Raw genomic sequence first — 15,154 nt, 5'->3', positions numbered from 1 at the left:
TCACACCCAGGAAATACTCAAAATGATGGATTGGTTCCCTTTAGTGTTCATCGCGTTCAAGGTTCTCGTGCTCGGTACGGGCATGTTCTTCGCCGTGAAGTGGCATTACGACAAAGCGAAAAAGAAGTGACACGAGCAGCTGATCGTCGCTAGGAGCGTGGCCCTAGCTATTGCCACTGCTCCACAAGACTGCCGATATATTCCTCCAGCGCCGTCCCGCCCTTCAGCGGCTCCTCCGGCAAATCGAATCCACCGTCCACACTGGCCGCAGTCATCCGGGCATAGGAATCGGCCGCAGCCTCCGAAAACCCTAATCCCAGGAACGTCTCCTTCCACTTGTCCCGCGGCACGACTTCCACTTCAACGGGGCGGCCGAGCGCCTGCGAGAAGGCAGTCGCAACGTCCTTGGAGGAATACCGACGCGGCCCCTCGACATAGCGGACGCCAACATCGTCGAGCGGGGACATCAGCCGGGCCGCTGCCGCTTCTCCCAGATCGCGTGGCGCGACCATGGGTATCGGTAGATCGGCAGGGAACATCGTCGGCAGCTTGCCCGTGCTGCGTACCGAGTCGAGCAGCCACTCCCAATTGCTCATGTAGTAAGCGGCGCGATTGATCGCAGCGGGTATCGGTTGGCGGCGCAGTCCTTCTTCGAGCTCTCACAGGACGCTCAGATCTCCGATGCGCTCGCCGGGCTGGGCGCCGCCTGTGGATTCGGCGACGACCTTCTCCAGGCCAGAGCCCTGGAGCGCGGCAACGATGTTGGCGACCGTGTGCCGCTCGATCGCGTCGGTGTCCTTGCTGGTGTCGCCAGGCGGGTTGAGCAAGAACGCCCGGCGCCCGCGTCGAAATGCGGCGCGCAATGACGCCACGTCTTCCACATCGGCCTCGACGATATCGGCGCCCTTGTCGCACCATTTGGCCGCGCGGGCGGCCGAGCGGGTCACGATGGTGACCGCCTGGCCGCGGGCGAGCAGCGCTTCCGCTGTCGCCGATCCAACATGTCCGGTACCGCCCATGATGACGTACATGTGCTTGCCTCCCGCGTTCCCTGAGCCGTTGTCAGGAATGGACGCATCAGTCATTGCTCATGTCGAAACCATATCAAAGACGGAAGCGGCGTTGGCAATTCCCCTTGAAATGGCCGAACTGGCGACGATTACTGCCCCGCATCCCTCGGCACCGCTTTCCACATGACGGCCCCGGCCGCCACCAGCAATCCCGCCAACAGATACAGCGCATTGTCCATGCTGCCGGTCTGCACCTTGACCTGCCCAATGACCCAGGGGCTGACGATGCCGCTGGTAATGCCAACACTGCTGATGAACGCGAGCCCGGTTGCCGCGGTATGCCCCGGCAAATAGCTGCGCGGCAGTGACCAGAAGATCGGCAGCGCGGCGAAGATCAGCACGGCTGCCACGGACAGGATCGCCAGCATCGCGCCGAAATGCGGCAGGCGCAGCGTCAGCAGCGCGAGGGCCAGTGCGCCCCCGCAGCAGCACAGCAGGAAATGGCGATGGCGCTCGCCGGTGCGGTCCGAATTCCGAGCAATGAGGATCAGGCCGATGGCGCCCACGGCATTGGGAATCACGCTATACAAGCTGATCGACACGACATCCGTAATGCCGAAATCCCGAATCATCAGCGGCATCCAGAAATTCAGTGTCAGCGAGCCGCAGGTCAGCGCGAAATAGATGAACGCGAAGACGTACAGCTTGGGATTGCGCAGTGCCTCGCGCAGCGCGCCGAGCGTATGGGCGGCGTGGCTGCCTTGTTCGGCTTCGAGCTGCCGCGCCAGCAGCGCCTTTTCACGAGCGGTCAGCCATCTGGCATCGGCGGGGTTGTCGACCAGATACCAGGCGGCGATCAGCCCGAGCAGCACGGCGGGCGCGCCTTCGATCGCGAACATCCATTGCCAGCCGAACAGGCCCATCACGCCGGCCATATCGCGCATGATCCAGCCGGAGACCAGGCCGCCGAGCACCCCGGCGACGGCGACGCCGGCGAAGAAGATCGCCATCACCGCAGCGCGGCGGCGAGCCGGGAACCAGTACGTCATGTACAGCACGATGCCGGGGAAGAAGCCGGCTTCGAACACGCCGAGCAGGAAACGCAGCGTGTAGAACTGCGCCGGCGTCGAGACGAAGGCCATTCCCACCGAGACGGCGCCCCACAGCAGCATGATGCGAGTGAACGTACGCCTCGCGCCGAAGCGGGCGAGCAGCATATTGCTCGGCACTTCGCACAGCACATAGCCGACGTAGAACACCGCGGCACCAAGGCCGTACATCGCATCGCTGAAGCCGAGGTCGTGCTTCATCTGTAATTGCGCGAAGCCGATATTGATGCGATCGAGGAAGGAGATGACGTAGCAGACGAACAGGAAGGGGACGATCCGCATCCAGATCTTCTGGTGCAGCGCGTCTTCTTCGTGTGCGAGGGCGAGCGGGGGCGTCGCGGTGCCCGCGTGGAGTTGGGACATGCTTTGTCTCCGTAAAGCAGGAAGGAGGAAAAAGACGGGCGGATCGCGCCGCCCTTAACGGGCCGGTGTCTTGTGCACCGTCGGCCCGGAGTGGATTTCGTCGTGTTTCAGCGGATCGCGCGGGGCATGCCGTGGACTGGCCGAATCAGGCGGAGGCGGTTTCCGCCTCGCGTGCCAACCGCAATGCCGACATCAGCGTTTCGTGGTCTCCGATGTGGTTGGCAAGGAGCAGGATCAGGCGAGCATTGGTGGCCTGGCTTTGGGCGTCGTCCAGCTCCCGGTGCATGTCGATCAGCGCTTCGTAGAAGTCGTCGGGACGGGCCAGGTTGGGTTCGGTGGTAAGGGGCATGGTGTCTCCGGAAATCGTGTTCTTGCGCGTCGAGCGGGCATTCGCGGTCACTGCGGCGCGGCTGCCTGGTCCCCGGCCCTCCGCCGAATGCGGGAGAGGGGAGAGAACAGTCGCGAGGCGGGGCGCGGTGCCGGTGGCTGGCGCGTCAGGCAGCGATTGCTTCTGCTTGTGCTGGTGCGGCGGGCGAGATCGTTGCGGACTCCGCTAGATACTTGCCCTGAGCCCGCGCCATCGCTTCCATCACGCGGTCCGCATCGACGGCACGCCAGCGCGCGCACACATGCTGGTCCGGTCGAATCAAATACGCGGTGCCCGGCACGGCGTCGTAGCGTTTGGCCACCACGCTCTCGGCATCGACCAACACAGCGGTGTCAGCGGTCGATGTGGTAGAGGTGGTAGCGGGCGACACGAACAGAAGACGCGGTGCACCTGGCCGCGCACGCAATGCGGCGATCTGCTTTGAAATATCCGCATCGAGCGTTTGCGGATTGCCGTAGACAAGCAAACAGAAGCCGCCATCGAGGCGCGACAACAGCCAATCCTGCGCACCGTCGACAACTACCGGCGCATCGGCACAAGGCGCGCCAGGCACCATCGGGCTCGCAAAGGTTTCGGTATCGGCCGTATTCAATGGAGACGAGGCCAACACGCTCGGCACCGACAACCGCCCGCTATTGACCAGCGTCCGCGCAAACGGATGTTTGGCCGCGAGCGTCAGCACGGCATCACGAAACACGCGGCTTACCTGGCTCTTTGGGGTGATGAAGTCGGTGGAGCGCGTCGAGTTGCGGATGTTCTCGTCCGCGGCATATTCCCGCTCGCTGGCGTAGGTGTCGAGCAGCGCGTCCGGTGCGTCGCCGCGCAAGACATGGGCGAGCTTCCACGCCAGGTTGTCGGCATCCTGCACGCCGCTATTGGCGCCGCGTGCGCCGAAGGGCGACACGCCATGCGCGGAATCGCCGGCAAACAGCACGTTGCCATGCCGGAAGCTGTCCATGCGCAGGCAGGAAAACGTATAGACGCTGACCCATTCGAGTTCGAACTTCGCATCCGGGCCGAGCAGCGCCTGCACCCGGGGGATCACCCGCTCCGGCGATTTTTCCAACACGGGATCGGCGTCCCAGCCAAGCTGGAAATCGATGCGCCAGACGTTGTCCGGCTGCCGATGCAGCAGCACCGATTGATTCGGATGGAAGGGTGGGTCGAACCAGAACCACCGCTCGCTCGGAAAGCCGGCTTCCATCCGGATGTCCGCGATCAGGAAGCGGTCCTTGAAGGTGCGGCCCTTGCTGTCGAGTCCGAGCAGATTGCGCATCGGGCTGCGCGCGCCGTCGGCGGCAACGACATAACGCGCCGTCACCGCGTAGGGACCATCCGGCGTCTCCACCGTCAGCGTGACGGTGCCGTCGGGGCCCACGTCATCGCGACGCTCGATGCCGACCACCTTGTTCTTCCAGCGGATGTCAATGTTCGGCAGTTCGAGCGCGCGCTCGAGCAGGAACCCTTCGACGTAGTACTGCTGCAGGTTGATGAAGGCGGGCCGCCGATGTCCGGTCTCCGGCAGCAGATCGAACGCATAGACCATCTGGTCGCGCAGGAAGACCTTGCCGAGATTCCAGCGCACGCCCTTGTCCACCATGCGCTCGCCGCAACCAAGCCGATCGAAGATCTCCAGTGTGCGCTTGGCAAAGCAGATCGCGCGCGAGCCGGTCGACAGCGTGCAATCGTCGTCCAGCAGCACTACCTCGATGCCTTGCTGAGCCAGGTCGATCGCGGTGGCCAGGCCCACCGGCCCGGCGCCCACCACCACGACCGGATGCACCGCGCCGACTGCCGATTGCTCCGCGCAGGGCCGGTATTCGAAGGTCAATCGTTGATAGTCGACCGTCATCTTGTTGTCTCCTTCCACCATCCCGGATGCCGATCCCGCTGCGTCAATCCTGCAGCGCGGCCCACATTTCCTTGTCGCGCTGGGCCGTCCAGATGCGCGGATGCGTGATGCCAGACGCCTCGTCATAGGCGCGCGTCACGTCGAACGGCAGGCAGTGCTCGTAGATGAAGACGTGGCCGAACTTGGGGTCCATGCTCTTGCGCGTATGCGCCATCGCGGCCTTCAGGTCCATGTTCTGTGCCACCGCTTCCTGGCCTGCTCGGTACAGCGTGGTGACGAAGTCCCTGGTGTAGGCGATGCCTTCGCGCACCTGTTGCGGCGTGGTCAGCGCGGGCCCGCGGCCCGGGACCAGTTTTTCCGCGCCGAGCGCCTGCAGCGCGTCGAGCGTGGCCGGCCATTCGGCCAGCTGCGCGTCGCCGCAATAGCAGGCCGCCTCGTATTCGACCAGGTCGCCGGAGAACAGCACCTTCTGCGACGGCAGCCAGACCACGGTATCGCCCTTGGTGTGGCCCGAGCCGAGATGCGCGATGCGAACTTCGAGCTTGCCGAGGAACAGCGTGATTTCCTTGTCGAATACCAGCGTCGGCCAGGTCAGGCCCGGTACCGTTTCGACGCCGGCGAACAGCCGGGGGAATCGCTCGATTTCGGATTTCATGTCGGCTTCGCCGCGCTCGACGATCATTTCGTAGGTGCCGCGGCTGGCGATGATCTGTTGCGCGCCTTCCGCGAAATAGGCCGATGCGCCGAGCACGCGGACCGCGTGGTAGTGCGACAGCACGACGTACTTGATCGGCTTGTCGGTGACCGTGCGGATCTTGGCGATCAGGTCTTGCGCCATCGCCGGCGTCGCGGTGGTGTCGACGATCAGCACACCGTCGTCCCCGATGATCACGCCCGAGTTCGGATCGCCCTCGGCCGTATAGGCGTAGGCGTTCTCGGACAGCTGGGTGAAGGTGACCTTTTTGGCTTCCAGGTCGGCTTGCGATGCGAATGCTTTGGCCATGCTTGCCTCGTCGTGGGTGACGGGGCGCGGCAGCGGGCGGCATTGCGGGTGACAACGCACGAATACTGTCTCGCCCCTTCGTTATTGGATTGGCCGGGCGCGAGGGCGCGCACGGCGTTGTCGGGGTAGACGGATGGTAGGAGAGGTTCTTTAGTTAGTCAATAACGAAATGATTGGCTAAAACATAAAAAGCAGAGGGCGGGCCGGCTGCGCCCGAGCCACCACGGGCGCCGTGTCCACTTGCAGGCCGTCGCGGCGGTCTGCATGCGGCGTTGGATTAATATCCAGCCTTTCGGAGGGAGACGATGGGCGAGGACGGGCAGGCGGGACAGGAGAAGACGCAGCGCGGCGTGCAGAGCGTCGATGTGGCGGGCCGCTTCCTGCAGGCGCTGGCGGAAGCGCGCGCGCCGCTATCGGCCGCGGAGCTTGCCACCGTGGTCGGCATCGCCCCGGCCCAGGCGCATCCTTATCTCGTTTCGCTGACGCGCCAGGGCTGGATCAAGCGCGACCATCTCGACGATCGCTTCGAGCCCGGCCCACTGGCACTGCAACTGGCCCGGATGCGGCTGGAGCTGGATCCCGGCCTGCATGCGGCGGTGCCGCTCGTGGCCGAACTGACCGCACGGACCGGCTGCAGCGTGGCCGTCAGCGTGCCTGGTCCTCAAGGTCCGACCATCGTTCGCTACGAGCGCGGCAATGCGCCGCTGCACGTCAATCTGCATGTCGGCACCGTGATGTCGCTGGCGACCACCGCGACGGGCCGCATGTACTGCGCCTGCGTGGACCAAGCGCATTGGGTGCCGCTGTTCGACGCGCTGCCGGCGCGTCCTCCACGCGCTGCGTTTCTTGCCGAGCTCGACGAGGTGCGCAGCCGCGGCATCGCACGCAGCATCGATATCCCGAGTCCCGGCGTCAGCAGCCTTTGCGTGCCCGTGCGCGACGCGGTAGGCGCGCTCCGTCTATTGCTGACGGCAATCGGCCCGACCGCGAACATCGACACCACGTGGCGCGGCGAACTTGCGCGCGCCCTGCAGGCAACGGCGGCGAAGATCGCCGATTCGCTGCGTGCGGAAGGCTGAGCCATGACGAACCTCATCGAACCCACCGAAGCGGCCGCAGGCAAGCCGCAGCGCGGCATTCAGGCGCTCGATGCCAGCGCCCAGCTGATCGGTGCGCTGCTGCGCGCGGGCAGTCCGCTTGCGCTGAGTGAACTGGCGCGCCTGGCCGGCATGGTGCCCGCCAAGGCGTTTCCGCATCTGGTCAGCCTGGTGCGAGCCGGCGTACTCGAGCGCGATGCCGATGGGCGTTTTCTGCCTGGACCGCTGGCGCTGCAGTTGGGACTGATCGCGCTGCAGCGCCTGTCGCCGGTGCGCGAGGCCGAGCCGGAAGTGCGCGGCGTGGCCGTGGATACCGGGCTTAGTGTCGCGATGGCAGTGCTCGGGCCGCTCGGGCCTACCGTAGTACGGCTCGAAGAATCGGCGCGGCCGCAGCACGTCAGCCTGCGCGTCGGTACGGTACTGTCGCTGGTCAATACCGCGATCGGCCGCGTGTTCGCCGCCCATCAGCCCGCAGACGTCCTCGACGGATTGCTGCAACAGGAAGCGGTGCGGATGGCCGGCGCACCGGTAAAGGGGCTACGAGAGGAAAAGACCGCATACGCCGCGAGGCTCGCACGCATTCGCGAGCAAGGCATGGACGATGCGCTCGACAGACCGGTGCCCGGTATCCATACGTTGGCGGTCCCGGTGTTCGACCACACTGGTACCGTGGTGCTGGTGCTCGCGGCAATGGGGTCGGCGGGGAGCTTCGATAGCGGGCTCGGTGGCAACGTCGCGCGCCGACTGGCCGGCGCGGCGCAGCGCTTGTCGTGGCGTTTCGGACGCCCGCGATCCACAGCACAGGATGATATCGCTCGCGAACCTTGAGGGACTTGTTGCTGGATCGATGTGGACAGGCTGACGCTAGACTGCAAGCACAACGCTCATCAAGGAGACGCCCCCATGACTCAGCCCATCCTCAACATCGCCGACGCTCAATACCTGGACGTCGCCGACCTGTCCCGCCAATACGGCTCCGAACTGCCCGCCGACCGCTACGGTGGCCGGATGGCGCCGATCGGGCGCATGCTGGGCGCGCAGAAGCTCGGCTACAACTTGACGGTGATCGAGCCCGGCAAGCGCGTGTTTCCTTTCCACAGCCATCGTGCCAACGAGGAAATGTTCTTTATCGTCGAAGGCACCGGTGAAGTACGCCTCGGCGAGGCCCGCCATCCAATCCGCGCCGGCGACGTGATTTCTTGCCCGGCGGGCGGTCCGGAAACCGCGCATCAGCTCATCAACACCGGCGCGCAGGAATTGAAAGTGCTCGCCGTCAGCACGATGGCGGCACCGGAGCTTTGCCACTATCCCGACTCGGGAAAATTCGGCGTGCTCGATCACGGCAATGGGTTTGCCTATATCGGGCGACCGGAGGGAAGCCTGGATTATTGGGAAAGGGAGTAAGCCGGCGCCACGGCACGTTGGGTGAGCACGTCGGCATAAACGAGAATCGGATCAACGCCGTAGCCGGACCTTTTGGGTAGCATGCAATGTGACTACTGAGCTTGAGTGGTAACTTGATGAAACTTGACGCTGCCGCGCGTGGTGCCTAGAATGGGCCGCTATGCAAAAAACCCTCTCCAAGGCCGCCGTCAGCGAGGGCCTGCAAAAGGCAGGGCTGTCCCAAGCAGAGCTTGCGCGAAGGCTGGGCGTCAGCCCGCAAGCCGTGACGAACTGGCTGAAGGGACAAGACTTTCCTCGTCCCGACAAACTGCTGAAGCTGTCCATGTTGCTGCGGCTGGACTTCGCGGAACTGGTCACCCAGTCGGATGAGGGCGCTCCCGTCATTGCATTCAGGAAGCGGGCCAATACCAAGACCACGGAGCGGCATCTTGCCCATGCCCGGGAGATTGGCATGCTGCTCAAGCAGTTGGTGCCTTTCCTGCCTCCGGGCCATTCTCTGCGGCCGCGTCTCGATACCGCGACGACGGAGTATGCGGCGCTTCAGCGAACGGTCGCGGAGGTAAGGACAAAACTCGGGCTCGGCGATCGCGCAGTACTGGATTACCACCACTTGATTGGCCAGTTCAAAGAGGCTGGTGCCGTCTTGGTGCCGGTACTTTGGGGTGAGAAGCAGCTTCACGCGAATGCGTTGCATATCGCCCTGCCTGCGGAGCGCGTTACGTTCGTCTTTGTGAACCTCGATACCAAGCTGGAGGACTTCAAGTTCTGGATGGCGCACGAGCTGGCGCACGTCTATACGCCTTACATGGCTGGCAAGGAGGAAGGTGAGGATTTTGCAGATGCTTTTGCGGGCGCGCTGCTCTTCCCGCAGCCCTGCGCCATCGAGGCATACGGCGACGCGGCACGCTCAAAGCGCGAAACTTCTGCATTGGCCGCACTACAAGAGCATGCGCAACATCATGCCATTTCGCTATACACGGTGTTCTGCCAGGCAAGGAACTACCAACGTCACTATGACTTGCCGCCGATGGCAATAGACGAAGTGAAGTTGCACAAGGCCCGCAACGCCAGTCCAGCGGCTCTTGTCAGTCATGCGATGTTCGACAGACCTCCGCCATCTGCCCGCGAATATATCGCAGCTGCCGAGCAGGTATTTCAGTCCGACTTCTACGTCGCGCTACGAGCGATGATGCGCGAACGAGGTATCGAGGCGGGGTTCGTACAGCAACTTCTGGACATCGGTCTCGTCGACGCAAAAGCTATCTACGCGGAGCTTGTGCGTTGATCTTGCTGCTGCTTGACACGAATGCATATCTGCGGATTGCCAAGCGTGTCAAGCCGCTGCTCGGTGTCGCCTTCGGGCAGAAAGATTACCAACTGACGATCCTCGAGGATGTCGAGCGCGAGTTTCAGCGTAGCCCCCGCTTGCAGATCAATTTTCCGTGGTTTCAGGACGGTGCGCTCCAATCAGAGCGCTTGGCGAAGCGCTTCCGTCTCAGTCGTGACGACCGCGAACAACTGGATGCCGCTGCGAGCGTGCTCCGTGGTTGGGTGATCGGCAACGCCAGCCAGTACCGAAGTCCTCCCTCTCCGGTGGATTGCCGGGTGCTGGCTTTCGGCCAACTCAAGCAGGCGATCGTCGTGACCGACGATCTCGCCATGCACAAGCTGGGCGAGGAGTTTGGCATCGCTACGATGCATGGCCATGACTTGCTGCGACGTATGCTTGCCGCAAAGATGGTGAGCAAGGCCGACGTGCGAGGAATCTATCGCGCCTTGGAAGCAAACAGCGACCTGCCCGCAACTTGGGAAAAGGACCGAGACACGTATTTTCCAAGGTTGTTTTGCCGCGAGGATGATGATCCTGGGTAGGCTCGCGAAGGGTAGCCACCCGCAATAAGAATGGCGCGGTAGACCGCGCCATTTTTTTGCCTGCGCATGTGGTGGCGTCGGTGTTCATCCCGCCAGCTTGATCAACGCCGGCACCGTCAGCACCGCCGTGTAGTACCCCATGAACTGCACGCCCGTGTTGAAGCCCAGCACGCGCGACAGCAGCCCGCCGATCGAACCGAGCGTGACGATCACCAGCAGGCCGAGCAGCTGGCCTTCCCACACGCTGATCACCAGGATCAGTCCGACGAACGTCGCGACGATGGCTTCGTGCGAGATGCGGCGCGACACGAACAGCGCGGCGCGGCGCGCGTAGTTCATCGCGAACGGATACGACACGATCGCTGCCAGCAGTACCGCGAGCAGGCCGTAGCCAAGAAATTCCCAGTGGCTCAACAGGTTGTGCAGGTTGTGGGTCTGGCCATTGGTCGCATCGACGGTGAACACCGGCGGGGCGTTGAACAGTGGCGCGGCCGGACCGGCAGCCACAGGGCTCAGCGGCAGGCCGAACGCGATCAGCGGAATCAATGCCTCGGCGATATAGGTCGCTTCGGTAACGCCATTGCGGGCGCTGAGCACCGTGGTCAGCCGGTGATAGGCGTGCTTGATGCGCGAGCCGACGAGCTCGCCCAGCACCACGGTCATCGCGACCGGGCTGAACACGAACGTTGCGCTCGAGATCGCGGCGGTCGCCACGGTCCAGCGGGTCTGGGTGCCGTCCATCACCTTCAGCGGATTGGGGAAATAGCCGCTCCAACCCTTGACGTCCGGCGCCAGCGTAAAGGTCCGTGCTTCCTTGCGCTGCATGCGCGGGCGGTCGACCGGTGACAGCGTCGAGAACAGGTCCGCGATCAGCGGCCCGATGGCAATGCCGAGGAAATAGCTGATGCTGAGCTTGACGCCGAATTTCGCGGTCAAGGTCTGCAGCGCGACGATCACCACGACGAACGGCACCAGCGTTGCCACCGAGGCCCAGCGGCCCGGGGAGGCGTAGGCGATCACCAGCGCGGCGGCCACGAAGATCCACGGCGCGGCCTTGGTGATCGTGGCGCCGAACGGGGCCAGCAGCACGGCGAACAGCACGGCCAGCGGCACCGCGCAGAACGCGGCGACGATGGCGCCGGAAATCATCTTGCGCAGCGCGATATGCGGCACGCCGAGATTGCGCAGGTGGTTGGCGTCCTGCATCAGCGGCGTGGCCATGGTGTCGCCCGGGATGCCGAGCAAGGCGGTCGGCACCGCGTGCGTCATATGCTTGGCGACCGCGCCGGCCAGGAAGAAGGTGAACACGCCGGCGGGCGGCACGCCGAGCAGCACGACCAGCAACGTCAGCGGCGCCAGCGTGGTGGTCTCGTCGGTGCCCGACACCAGGCCAATGGCCGCGAACACGATGGCGCCGGCCAGGCCCATGCCCAGCGCGACGAGAATCTGCGTCAGCAGAGGAGTGGATTCGATCATGGTGCGCTCCAGGCGGGTGGCGGGTCAGGCGGCGTTGGGACGCGCGGGAGCGGCGGCCGCGTCCGGCATTGCGGTTTCAGCGTGGCCGGGGGCCGCGGCACCGCGTTCCCGCGCGGCGAACAGTTCGTAGAGCTGCAGCTCGCGCAGTTCCTGCACGGTGGCGGCGGGCAGGTCCGCCATGGTTCCCAATCCACCCGATTCCTCGGCAAGGCGGTCGAGTGCCTGCTCGCGTGCGGTGCTGGCCGTCGCGCTGCTCGCGTCCGACGTGTCCTCGGTCACGACTCGCTTGGGCTTGAACAGGCACGCGCAAATGAAGCCGGCCAGCACGCAGCCGGCCAGCCCGGCGAGCATCGCATAGGCTCGCGCCAGCTCGGGTGTGCGAACCAGCTCGGTCAGGATGCGACTGGCGATGGCAAATGCCGCGAGGCTCAACGCGCCACCGATGACGATCGCGCAGGCAAGATGGCGCGGGTTGGCGGTGTCGCCCCAGACTTCGACCAGCGGGCTGCCGGTGGGCGTGGATTGTGTTGGCATGGTTGTCTCCTGTGTGGCGCCTCGCATTTGTCGGGCGTTTTTTCTTGGTGTGGCGGGCGGGGGAGGAAAGTCCCCCGCTGGGCAGTTCTCTTGCCGCTATCCCTGCCGCAACTGCGCCAGCAGTTCAATCGCGCGATCGGTCCGTACGTCCTTTTCCTCGGCCATCTTCCGCGCCACCTGTTCGACCTCCGCACCGACGGCCCCGGCGACGAGCGCGATATTTCGCGCGTGCAGCGCCATATGGCCGCGCTGGATGCCCTCGGTGGCTAGCGCTCGCAAGGCGCCGAGATTCTGCGCCAGTCCGACGGCAGCGGCGATTTCGCCGAGCTCCTGCGCGCTTTGCACACCGAGAATCTTCAGCGCGAGCCGCGCCAGCGGGTGAGTCTTGGTCGCGCCGCCGACCAGCCCGACCGGCATCGGCAATTCAATGGTGCCGACCAGCGCGCCGCTGGCGTCCTTCTCCCAATGGGTCAACGACGTGTAACGGCCCGCGCGGCAGGCATAGGCATGCGCGCCGGCCTCGACCGCGCGCCAGTCGTTGCCGGTCGCGACGATGACCGGATCGATGCCGTTCATGATGCCTTTGTTGTGTGTCGCCGCGCGGTACGGATCGATCGCCGCGAAGGTGTACGCGTCCAGCACGCCTTCGATGATCGCCTCGCCGCTGCGCTCGCCGGTGGCCAGCGCTTCGGGCGTCAGGCGCACGCGAGCGCGCGCAAGCCGCAGGTCGGCGAGGTTCGACAGGATGCGCAGCCGGACCGGCGCGCCGGTGATCCGCTCGACCACCGGCGACACCGCTTCGGCCATCGTGTTGACGGTATTGGCGCCCATCGCGTCGCGCACGTCGACGATCAGATGCATCACCACCATCGCGCCGCGCGGCGTGTCGGGAAACACATGGACCTCGATGTCGCGGCAGCCACCGCCCAGTCCGATCAGCACCTTGTCGCGTGCGTTGGCCACGGCGAGGATCTCGTCGCGATGGCGCAGCAGCGCCTGCCGCGCGCCATAGGGATCGGCGATACCGACCACCTGCACTTGCGCGCGCATCAACGGGCCGGAGCTCGAGGTTTCGAAACCGCCGCAGCCGCGCGCCAGCTTGGCCATATACGAGGCGGCGGCGACGACGGACGGCTCCTCGACCGCCATCGGCACCAGCACGTCCTTGCCATTGATCTGGAAATACCCCGCAACGCCGAAAGGCAGTTCGAAGGTGCCGATCACGTTTTCGATCATGCCGTCGGCCCGGGCGGCGCCCAGTGCGCCGGGCTCGGCCAGCAGCGCATGCTCGTCGTCGTCGAGGCCCACCGCGTCGGCAATCGCGGCCAGGCGCTGAGCGGGCGTCATTTCGCGAAAGCGGGGCAGGCGGGAATCGACGGGTTTGCGACGGGTCTCGGCCGCGGCGGCAGCGGCAGCGGCAGCGGCATCGGACGAGGGCAGGGAAGCGAGCATCGAGGTCTCCGTTCTATGGTTCTCTGGTATGGAATGGAGACAGTCTAGGGTGACTGTACCAGTCAATAGAGGTACAGTTTGCGGGGACAGTGGCCTTTCGCCTGATTTTTCCGCCCCTTCCATGACCAAGACCGCTCCCGGCACCGCCCGCAGATCCCCGTCGCTTGCCGCCACGCTGGCCGACTCGATTGCCCGCCAGATCGCCGAAGGCGCGTATCGCACCGGCGATCGTCTGCCGTCGCTGCGCGAACTGGCGCAGTTGCATGGCTACAGCAAGAACACCATCGTCGCCGCCTTCGAGCTGCTGGTCGCGCGCGGGCTGGTCGAGCCGCGGCGTGGTTCCGGCTTCTTCGTGCGCGAGGTGGCACCCAGGCCGGCGCCGGAGGAGGATGCCGGCACGCTTGGCCGCGCGATGGACATCGTCTGGCTGATGCGCGAGCAGTTGAAGAGCCGGCCCGACGTGCTGGCGGTCGGGGACGGTTTTCCGCCGGTGTCCTGGCTGGCCGAGGCGCGGCTGGACCGCTATCACCACAAGGTCGTGCGCACCGGCCTGGGCGCGCTGTTCCGTTATGGCAACCGCTTCGGCTTCGGGCCGCTGCGCGACCATCTGGTGCGCAAGCTGGGCGATGTCGGCATCGGCGCGCAGGCCAGGCAGATCGTGCTCACGCACGGCGCCAACGAGGCGCTGGACCTGGTGATCCGCTATTTCGTGCCGGCCGGCGGCACGGTGCTGGTCGACGATCCGGGCTACTACCCGCTGTTCGGCAAGCTCAAGCTCGCCGGTGCCCGCATCGTCGGCGTGCCGCGGCTCGCGGATGGGCCAGATATCGAGGCGCTCGAACAGATCCTGACCCGCGAGCGGCCGCGGCTGTTCTTCACGCAATCGGTCGGCCACAACCCCACTGGCTCGGACCTTTCCGCGGCCAAAGCCTATCGCCTGCTGCAACTGGCCGAGCGCTTCAATTTGCTGGTGGTCGAGAACGATGCGCTGGCGGACTTCAAGCCGACCACGCTGCCGAGATTGTCCGCACTGGACCAGCTGCAGCGGACGATCTATATCGGCAGCTTCTCGAAGTCCTTCTCGGCCGCGCTGCGGGTCGGCTATATCGCCTGCAACGATGCCCTCGCCAGCGACCTGGCCGACCTGAAAGCGCTGATCCATGTCAGCAGCTCGGAGTACTGCGAGCGCACCGTCGACGTGATCCTCAGCGAAGGCCACTACCAGCGCTATCTCGCCAAACTGCGTGCGCGACTCGCGGATGCCACCGAGCGGGCATTGATCCTGTTCGATCGTCTCGGCGCCGACGTATGGGTGCGGCCACCGCAGAGCCTGTACCTGTGGGCAGCATTTCCACAGGTACCGGACTCCCTTGCACTCGCCGAAGTCCTGTTGGCACAAAAGATCATGATCGCCCCGGGCCGCGTGTTCCGGGTCGATCCCGAAGCGCGATCGCAATGGGCACGGTTCAACGTGGGCGCCGTACTGGATCCAAGGTTCGAGGCGGCGTTGCGCAGGGTGTTGGGGGCGGGGAGCCGGAGCAAGGTGGCGCGCGGAGGGACGGAAGGGTGATTTTTCCCGATCGGGAAAAATCCA

Annotated in this window: 13 protein-coding genes and 1 pseudogene; 6 read left to right on the top strand and 8 right to left on the bottom strand. The window is 64.9% G+C overall.

All coding sequences use genetic code 11. From position 1 onward, the window contains the following. Positions 1–167: 167 nt before the first annotated feature. The 5 genes and pseudogenes from F7Q96_RS27565 to F7Q96_RS22450 form a co-directional block, all read right to left on the bottom strand. Positions 168–1,019 (bottom strand): annotated as a pseudogene (locus F7Q96_RS27565) (NmrA family NAD(P)-binding protein). 140 nt (positions 1,020–1,159) lie between these two features. Beyond that, positions 1,160–2,482, bottom strand: a complete 1,323-nt coding sequence (locus tag F7Q96_RS22465) for an MFS transporter (RefSeq protein WP_151023317.1) — start codon at positions 2,480–2,482, stop codon at positions 1,160–1,162. Positions 2,483–2,627: 145 nt separating this feature from the next. Further along, positions 2,628–2,831, bottom strand: a complete 204-nt coding sequence (locus F7Q96_RS22460) for a DUF2783 domain-containing protein (RefSeq protein WP_053824538.1) — start codon at positions 2,829–2,831, stop codon at positions 2,628–2,630. A gap of 145 nt (positions 2,832–2,976) precedes the next feature. Continuing rightward, positions 2,977–4,722, bottom strand: a complete 1,746-nt coding sequence (locus tag F7Q96_RS22455; protein ID WP_151023315.1) for an FAD-dependent oxidoreductase — start codon at positions 4,720–4,722, stop codon at positions 2,977–2,979. Between the two features lie 43 nt (positions 4,723–4,765). Continuing rightward, entirely contained in the window at positions 4,766–5,725 is a 960-nt protein-coding gene (locus F7Q96_RS22450) for an MBL fold metallo-hydrolase (RefSeq protein WP_053823441.1), read from the bottom strand. A 305-nt stretch (positions 5,726–6,030) separates the two neighbouring features. Here F7Q96_RS22450 and F7Q96_RS22445 point away from each other — a divergent pair, with 305 nt between their 5' ends. The 5 genes from F7Q96_RS22445 (at position 6,031) to F7Q96_RS22425 (ending at position 10,098) form a co-directional block, all read left to right on the top strand. Continuing rightward, positions 6,031–6,804, top strand: coding sequence for an IclR family transcriptional regulator (locus tag F7Q96_RS22445; protein ID WP_053823442.1), 774 nt, complete (start codon positions 6,031–6,033; stop codon positions 6,802–6,804). Positions 6,805–6,807: 3 nt separating this feature from the next. Further along, positions 6,808–7,650: an IclR family transcriptional regulator gene (locus F7Q96_RS22440; protein ID WP_053823443.1), complete on the top strand. Its 843-nt coding sequence runs from the start codon at positions 6,808–6,810 to the stop codon at positions 7,648–7,650. Between the two features lie 75 nt (positions 7,651–7,725). Beyond that, entirely contained in the window at positions 7,726–8,226 is a 501-nt protein-coding gene (locus F7Q96_RS22435; protein ID WP_053823444.1) for a cupin domain-containing protein, read from the top strand. Positions 8,227–8,386: 160 nt separating this feature from the next. Continuing rightward, on the top strand, positions 8,387–9,511 hold the full coding sequence (locus F7Q96_RS22430) for an XRE family transcriptional regulator (RefSeq protein WP_053823445.1): 1,125 nt from the start codon (positions 8,387–8,389) through the stop codon (positions 9,509–9,511). Next, entirely contained in the window at positions 9,508–10,098 is a 591-nt protein-coding gene (locus F7Q96_RS22425) for a hypothetical protein (protein ID WP_151023313.1), read from the top strand. Before F7Q96_RS22430 ends, F7Q96_RS22425 begins: the two co-directional genes overlap by 4 nt. 84 nt (positions 10,099–10,182) lie before the next feature. On the opposite strand, the gene F7Q96_RS22420 is transcribed toward F7Q96_RS22425, so the two are convergent. The 3 genes from F7Q96_RS22420 to F7Q96_RS22410 form a co-directional block, all read right to left on the bottom strand. Continuing rightward, positions 10,183–11,574: a tripartite tricarboxylate transporter permease gene (locus tag F7Q96_RS22420; protein ID WP_053823447.1), complete on the bottom strand. Its 1,392-nt coding sequence runs from the start codon at positions 11,572–11,574 to the stop codon at positions 10,183–10,185. Between the two features lie 24 nt (positions 11,575–11,598). Continuing rightward, a complete protein-coding gene (locus F7Q96_RS22415; RefSeq protein ID WP_053823448.1) occupies positions 11,599–12,108 on the bottom strand; it encodes a hypothetical protein in 510 nt (169 codons plus the stop codon). A 96-nt stretch (positions 12,109–12,204) separates the two neighbouring features. Beyond that, a complete protein-coding gene (locus F7Q96_RS22410; RefSeq protein ID WP_082371679.1) occupies positions 12,205–13,560 on the bottom strand; it encodes a hydroxymethylglutaryl-CoA reductase, degradative in 1,356 nt (451 codons plus the stop codon). A gap of 121 nt (positions 13,561–13,681) precedes the next feature. On the opposite strand from F7Q96_RS22410, the gene F7Q96_RS22405 reads away from it, so the two are divergent. Beyond that, complete coding sequence (locus tag F7Q96_RS22405; protein WP_053823450.1) at positions 13,682–15,130, top strand: aminotransferase-like domain-containing protein; 1,449 nt, start codon at positions 13,682–13,684, stop codon at positions 15,128–15,130. The last annotated feature ends 24 nt before the right edge of the window (positions 15,131–15,154 follow it).

This window comes from Cupriavidus gilardii (assembly GCF_008801915.1).
GTDB classification, from domain to species: Bacteria; Pseudomonadota; Gammaproteobacteria; order Burkholderiales; family Burkholderiaceae; genus Cupriavidus; species Cupriavidus gilardii.
This window is presented reverse-complemented; position numbering and strand designations above follow the sequence as displayed.

Excerpts from the sequence above, each read along its gene's own strand:
- F7Q96_RS22465 (WP_151023317.1), bottom strand. The coding sequence starts at position 2,482 with ATGTCCCAACTCCACGCGGGCACCGCGACGCCCCCGCTCGCCCTCGCA.
- F7Q96_RS22410 (WP_082371679.1), bottom strand. The coding sequence starts at position 13,560 with ATGCTCGCTTCCCTGCCCTCGTCCGATGCCGCTGCCGCTGCCGCTGCC.
- F7Q96_RS22415 (WP_053823448.1), bottom strand. The coding sequence starts at position 12,108 with ATGCCAACACAATCCACGCCCACCGGCAGCCCGCTGGTCGAAGTCTGG.
- F7Q96_RS22445 (WP_053823442.1), top strand. The coding sequence starts at position 6,031 with ATGGGCGAGGACGGGCAGGCGGGACAGGAGAAGACGCAGCGCGGCGTG.
- F7Q96_RS22440 (WP_053823443.1), top strand. The coding sequence starts at position 6,808 with ATGACGAACCTCATCGAACCCACCGAAGCGGCCGCAGGCAAGCCGCAG.
- F7Q96_RS22435 (WP_053823444.1), top strand. The coding sequence starts at position 7,726 with ATGACTCAGCCCATCCTCAACATCGCCGACGCTCAATACCTGGACGTC.
- F7Q96_RS22405 (WP_053823450.1), top strand. The coding sequence starts at position 13,682 with ATGACCAAGACCGCTCCCGGCACCGCCCGCAGATCCCCGTCGCTTGCC.
- F7Q96_RS22460 (WP_053824538.1), bottom strand. The coding sequence starts at position 2,831 with ATGCCCCTTACCACCGAACCCAACCTGGCCCGTCCCGACGACTTCTAC.
- F7Q96_RS22455 (WP_151023315.1), bottom strand. The coding sequence starts at position 4,722 with ATGACGGTCGACTATCAACGATTGACCTTCGAATACCGGCCCTGCGCG.
- F7Q96_RS22420 (WP_053823447.1), bottom strand. The coding sequence starts at position 11,574 with ATGATCGAATCCACTCCTCTGCTGACGCAGATTCTCGTCGCGCTGGGC.
- F7Q96_RS22450 (WP_053823441.1), bottom strand. The coding sequence starts at position 5,725 with ATGGCCAAAGCATTCGCATCGCAAGCCGACCTGGAAGCCAAAAAGGTC.
- F7Q96_RS22430 (WP_053823445.1), top strand. The coding sequence starts at position 8,387 with ATGCAAAAAACCCTCTCCAAGGCCGCCGTCAGCGAGGGCCTGCAAAAG.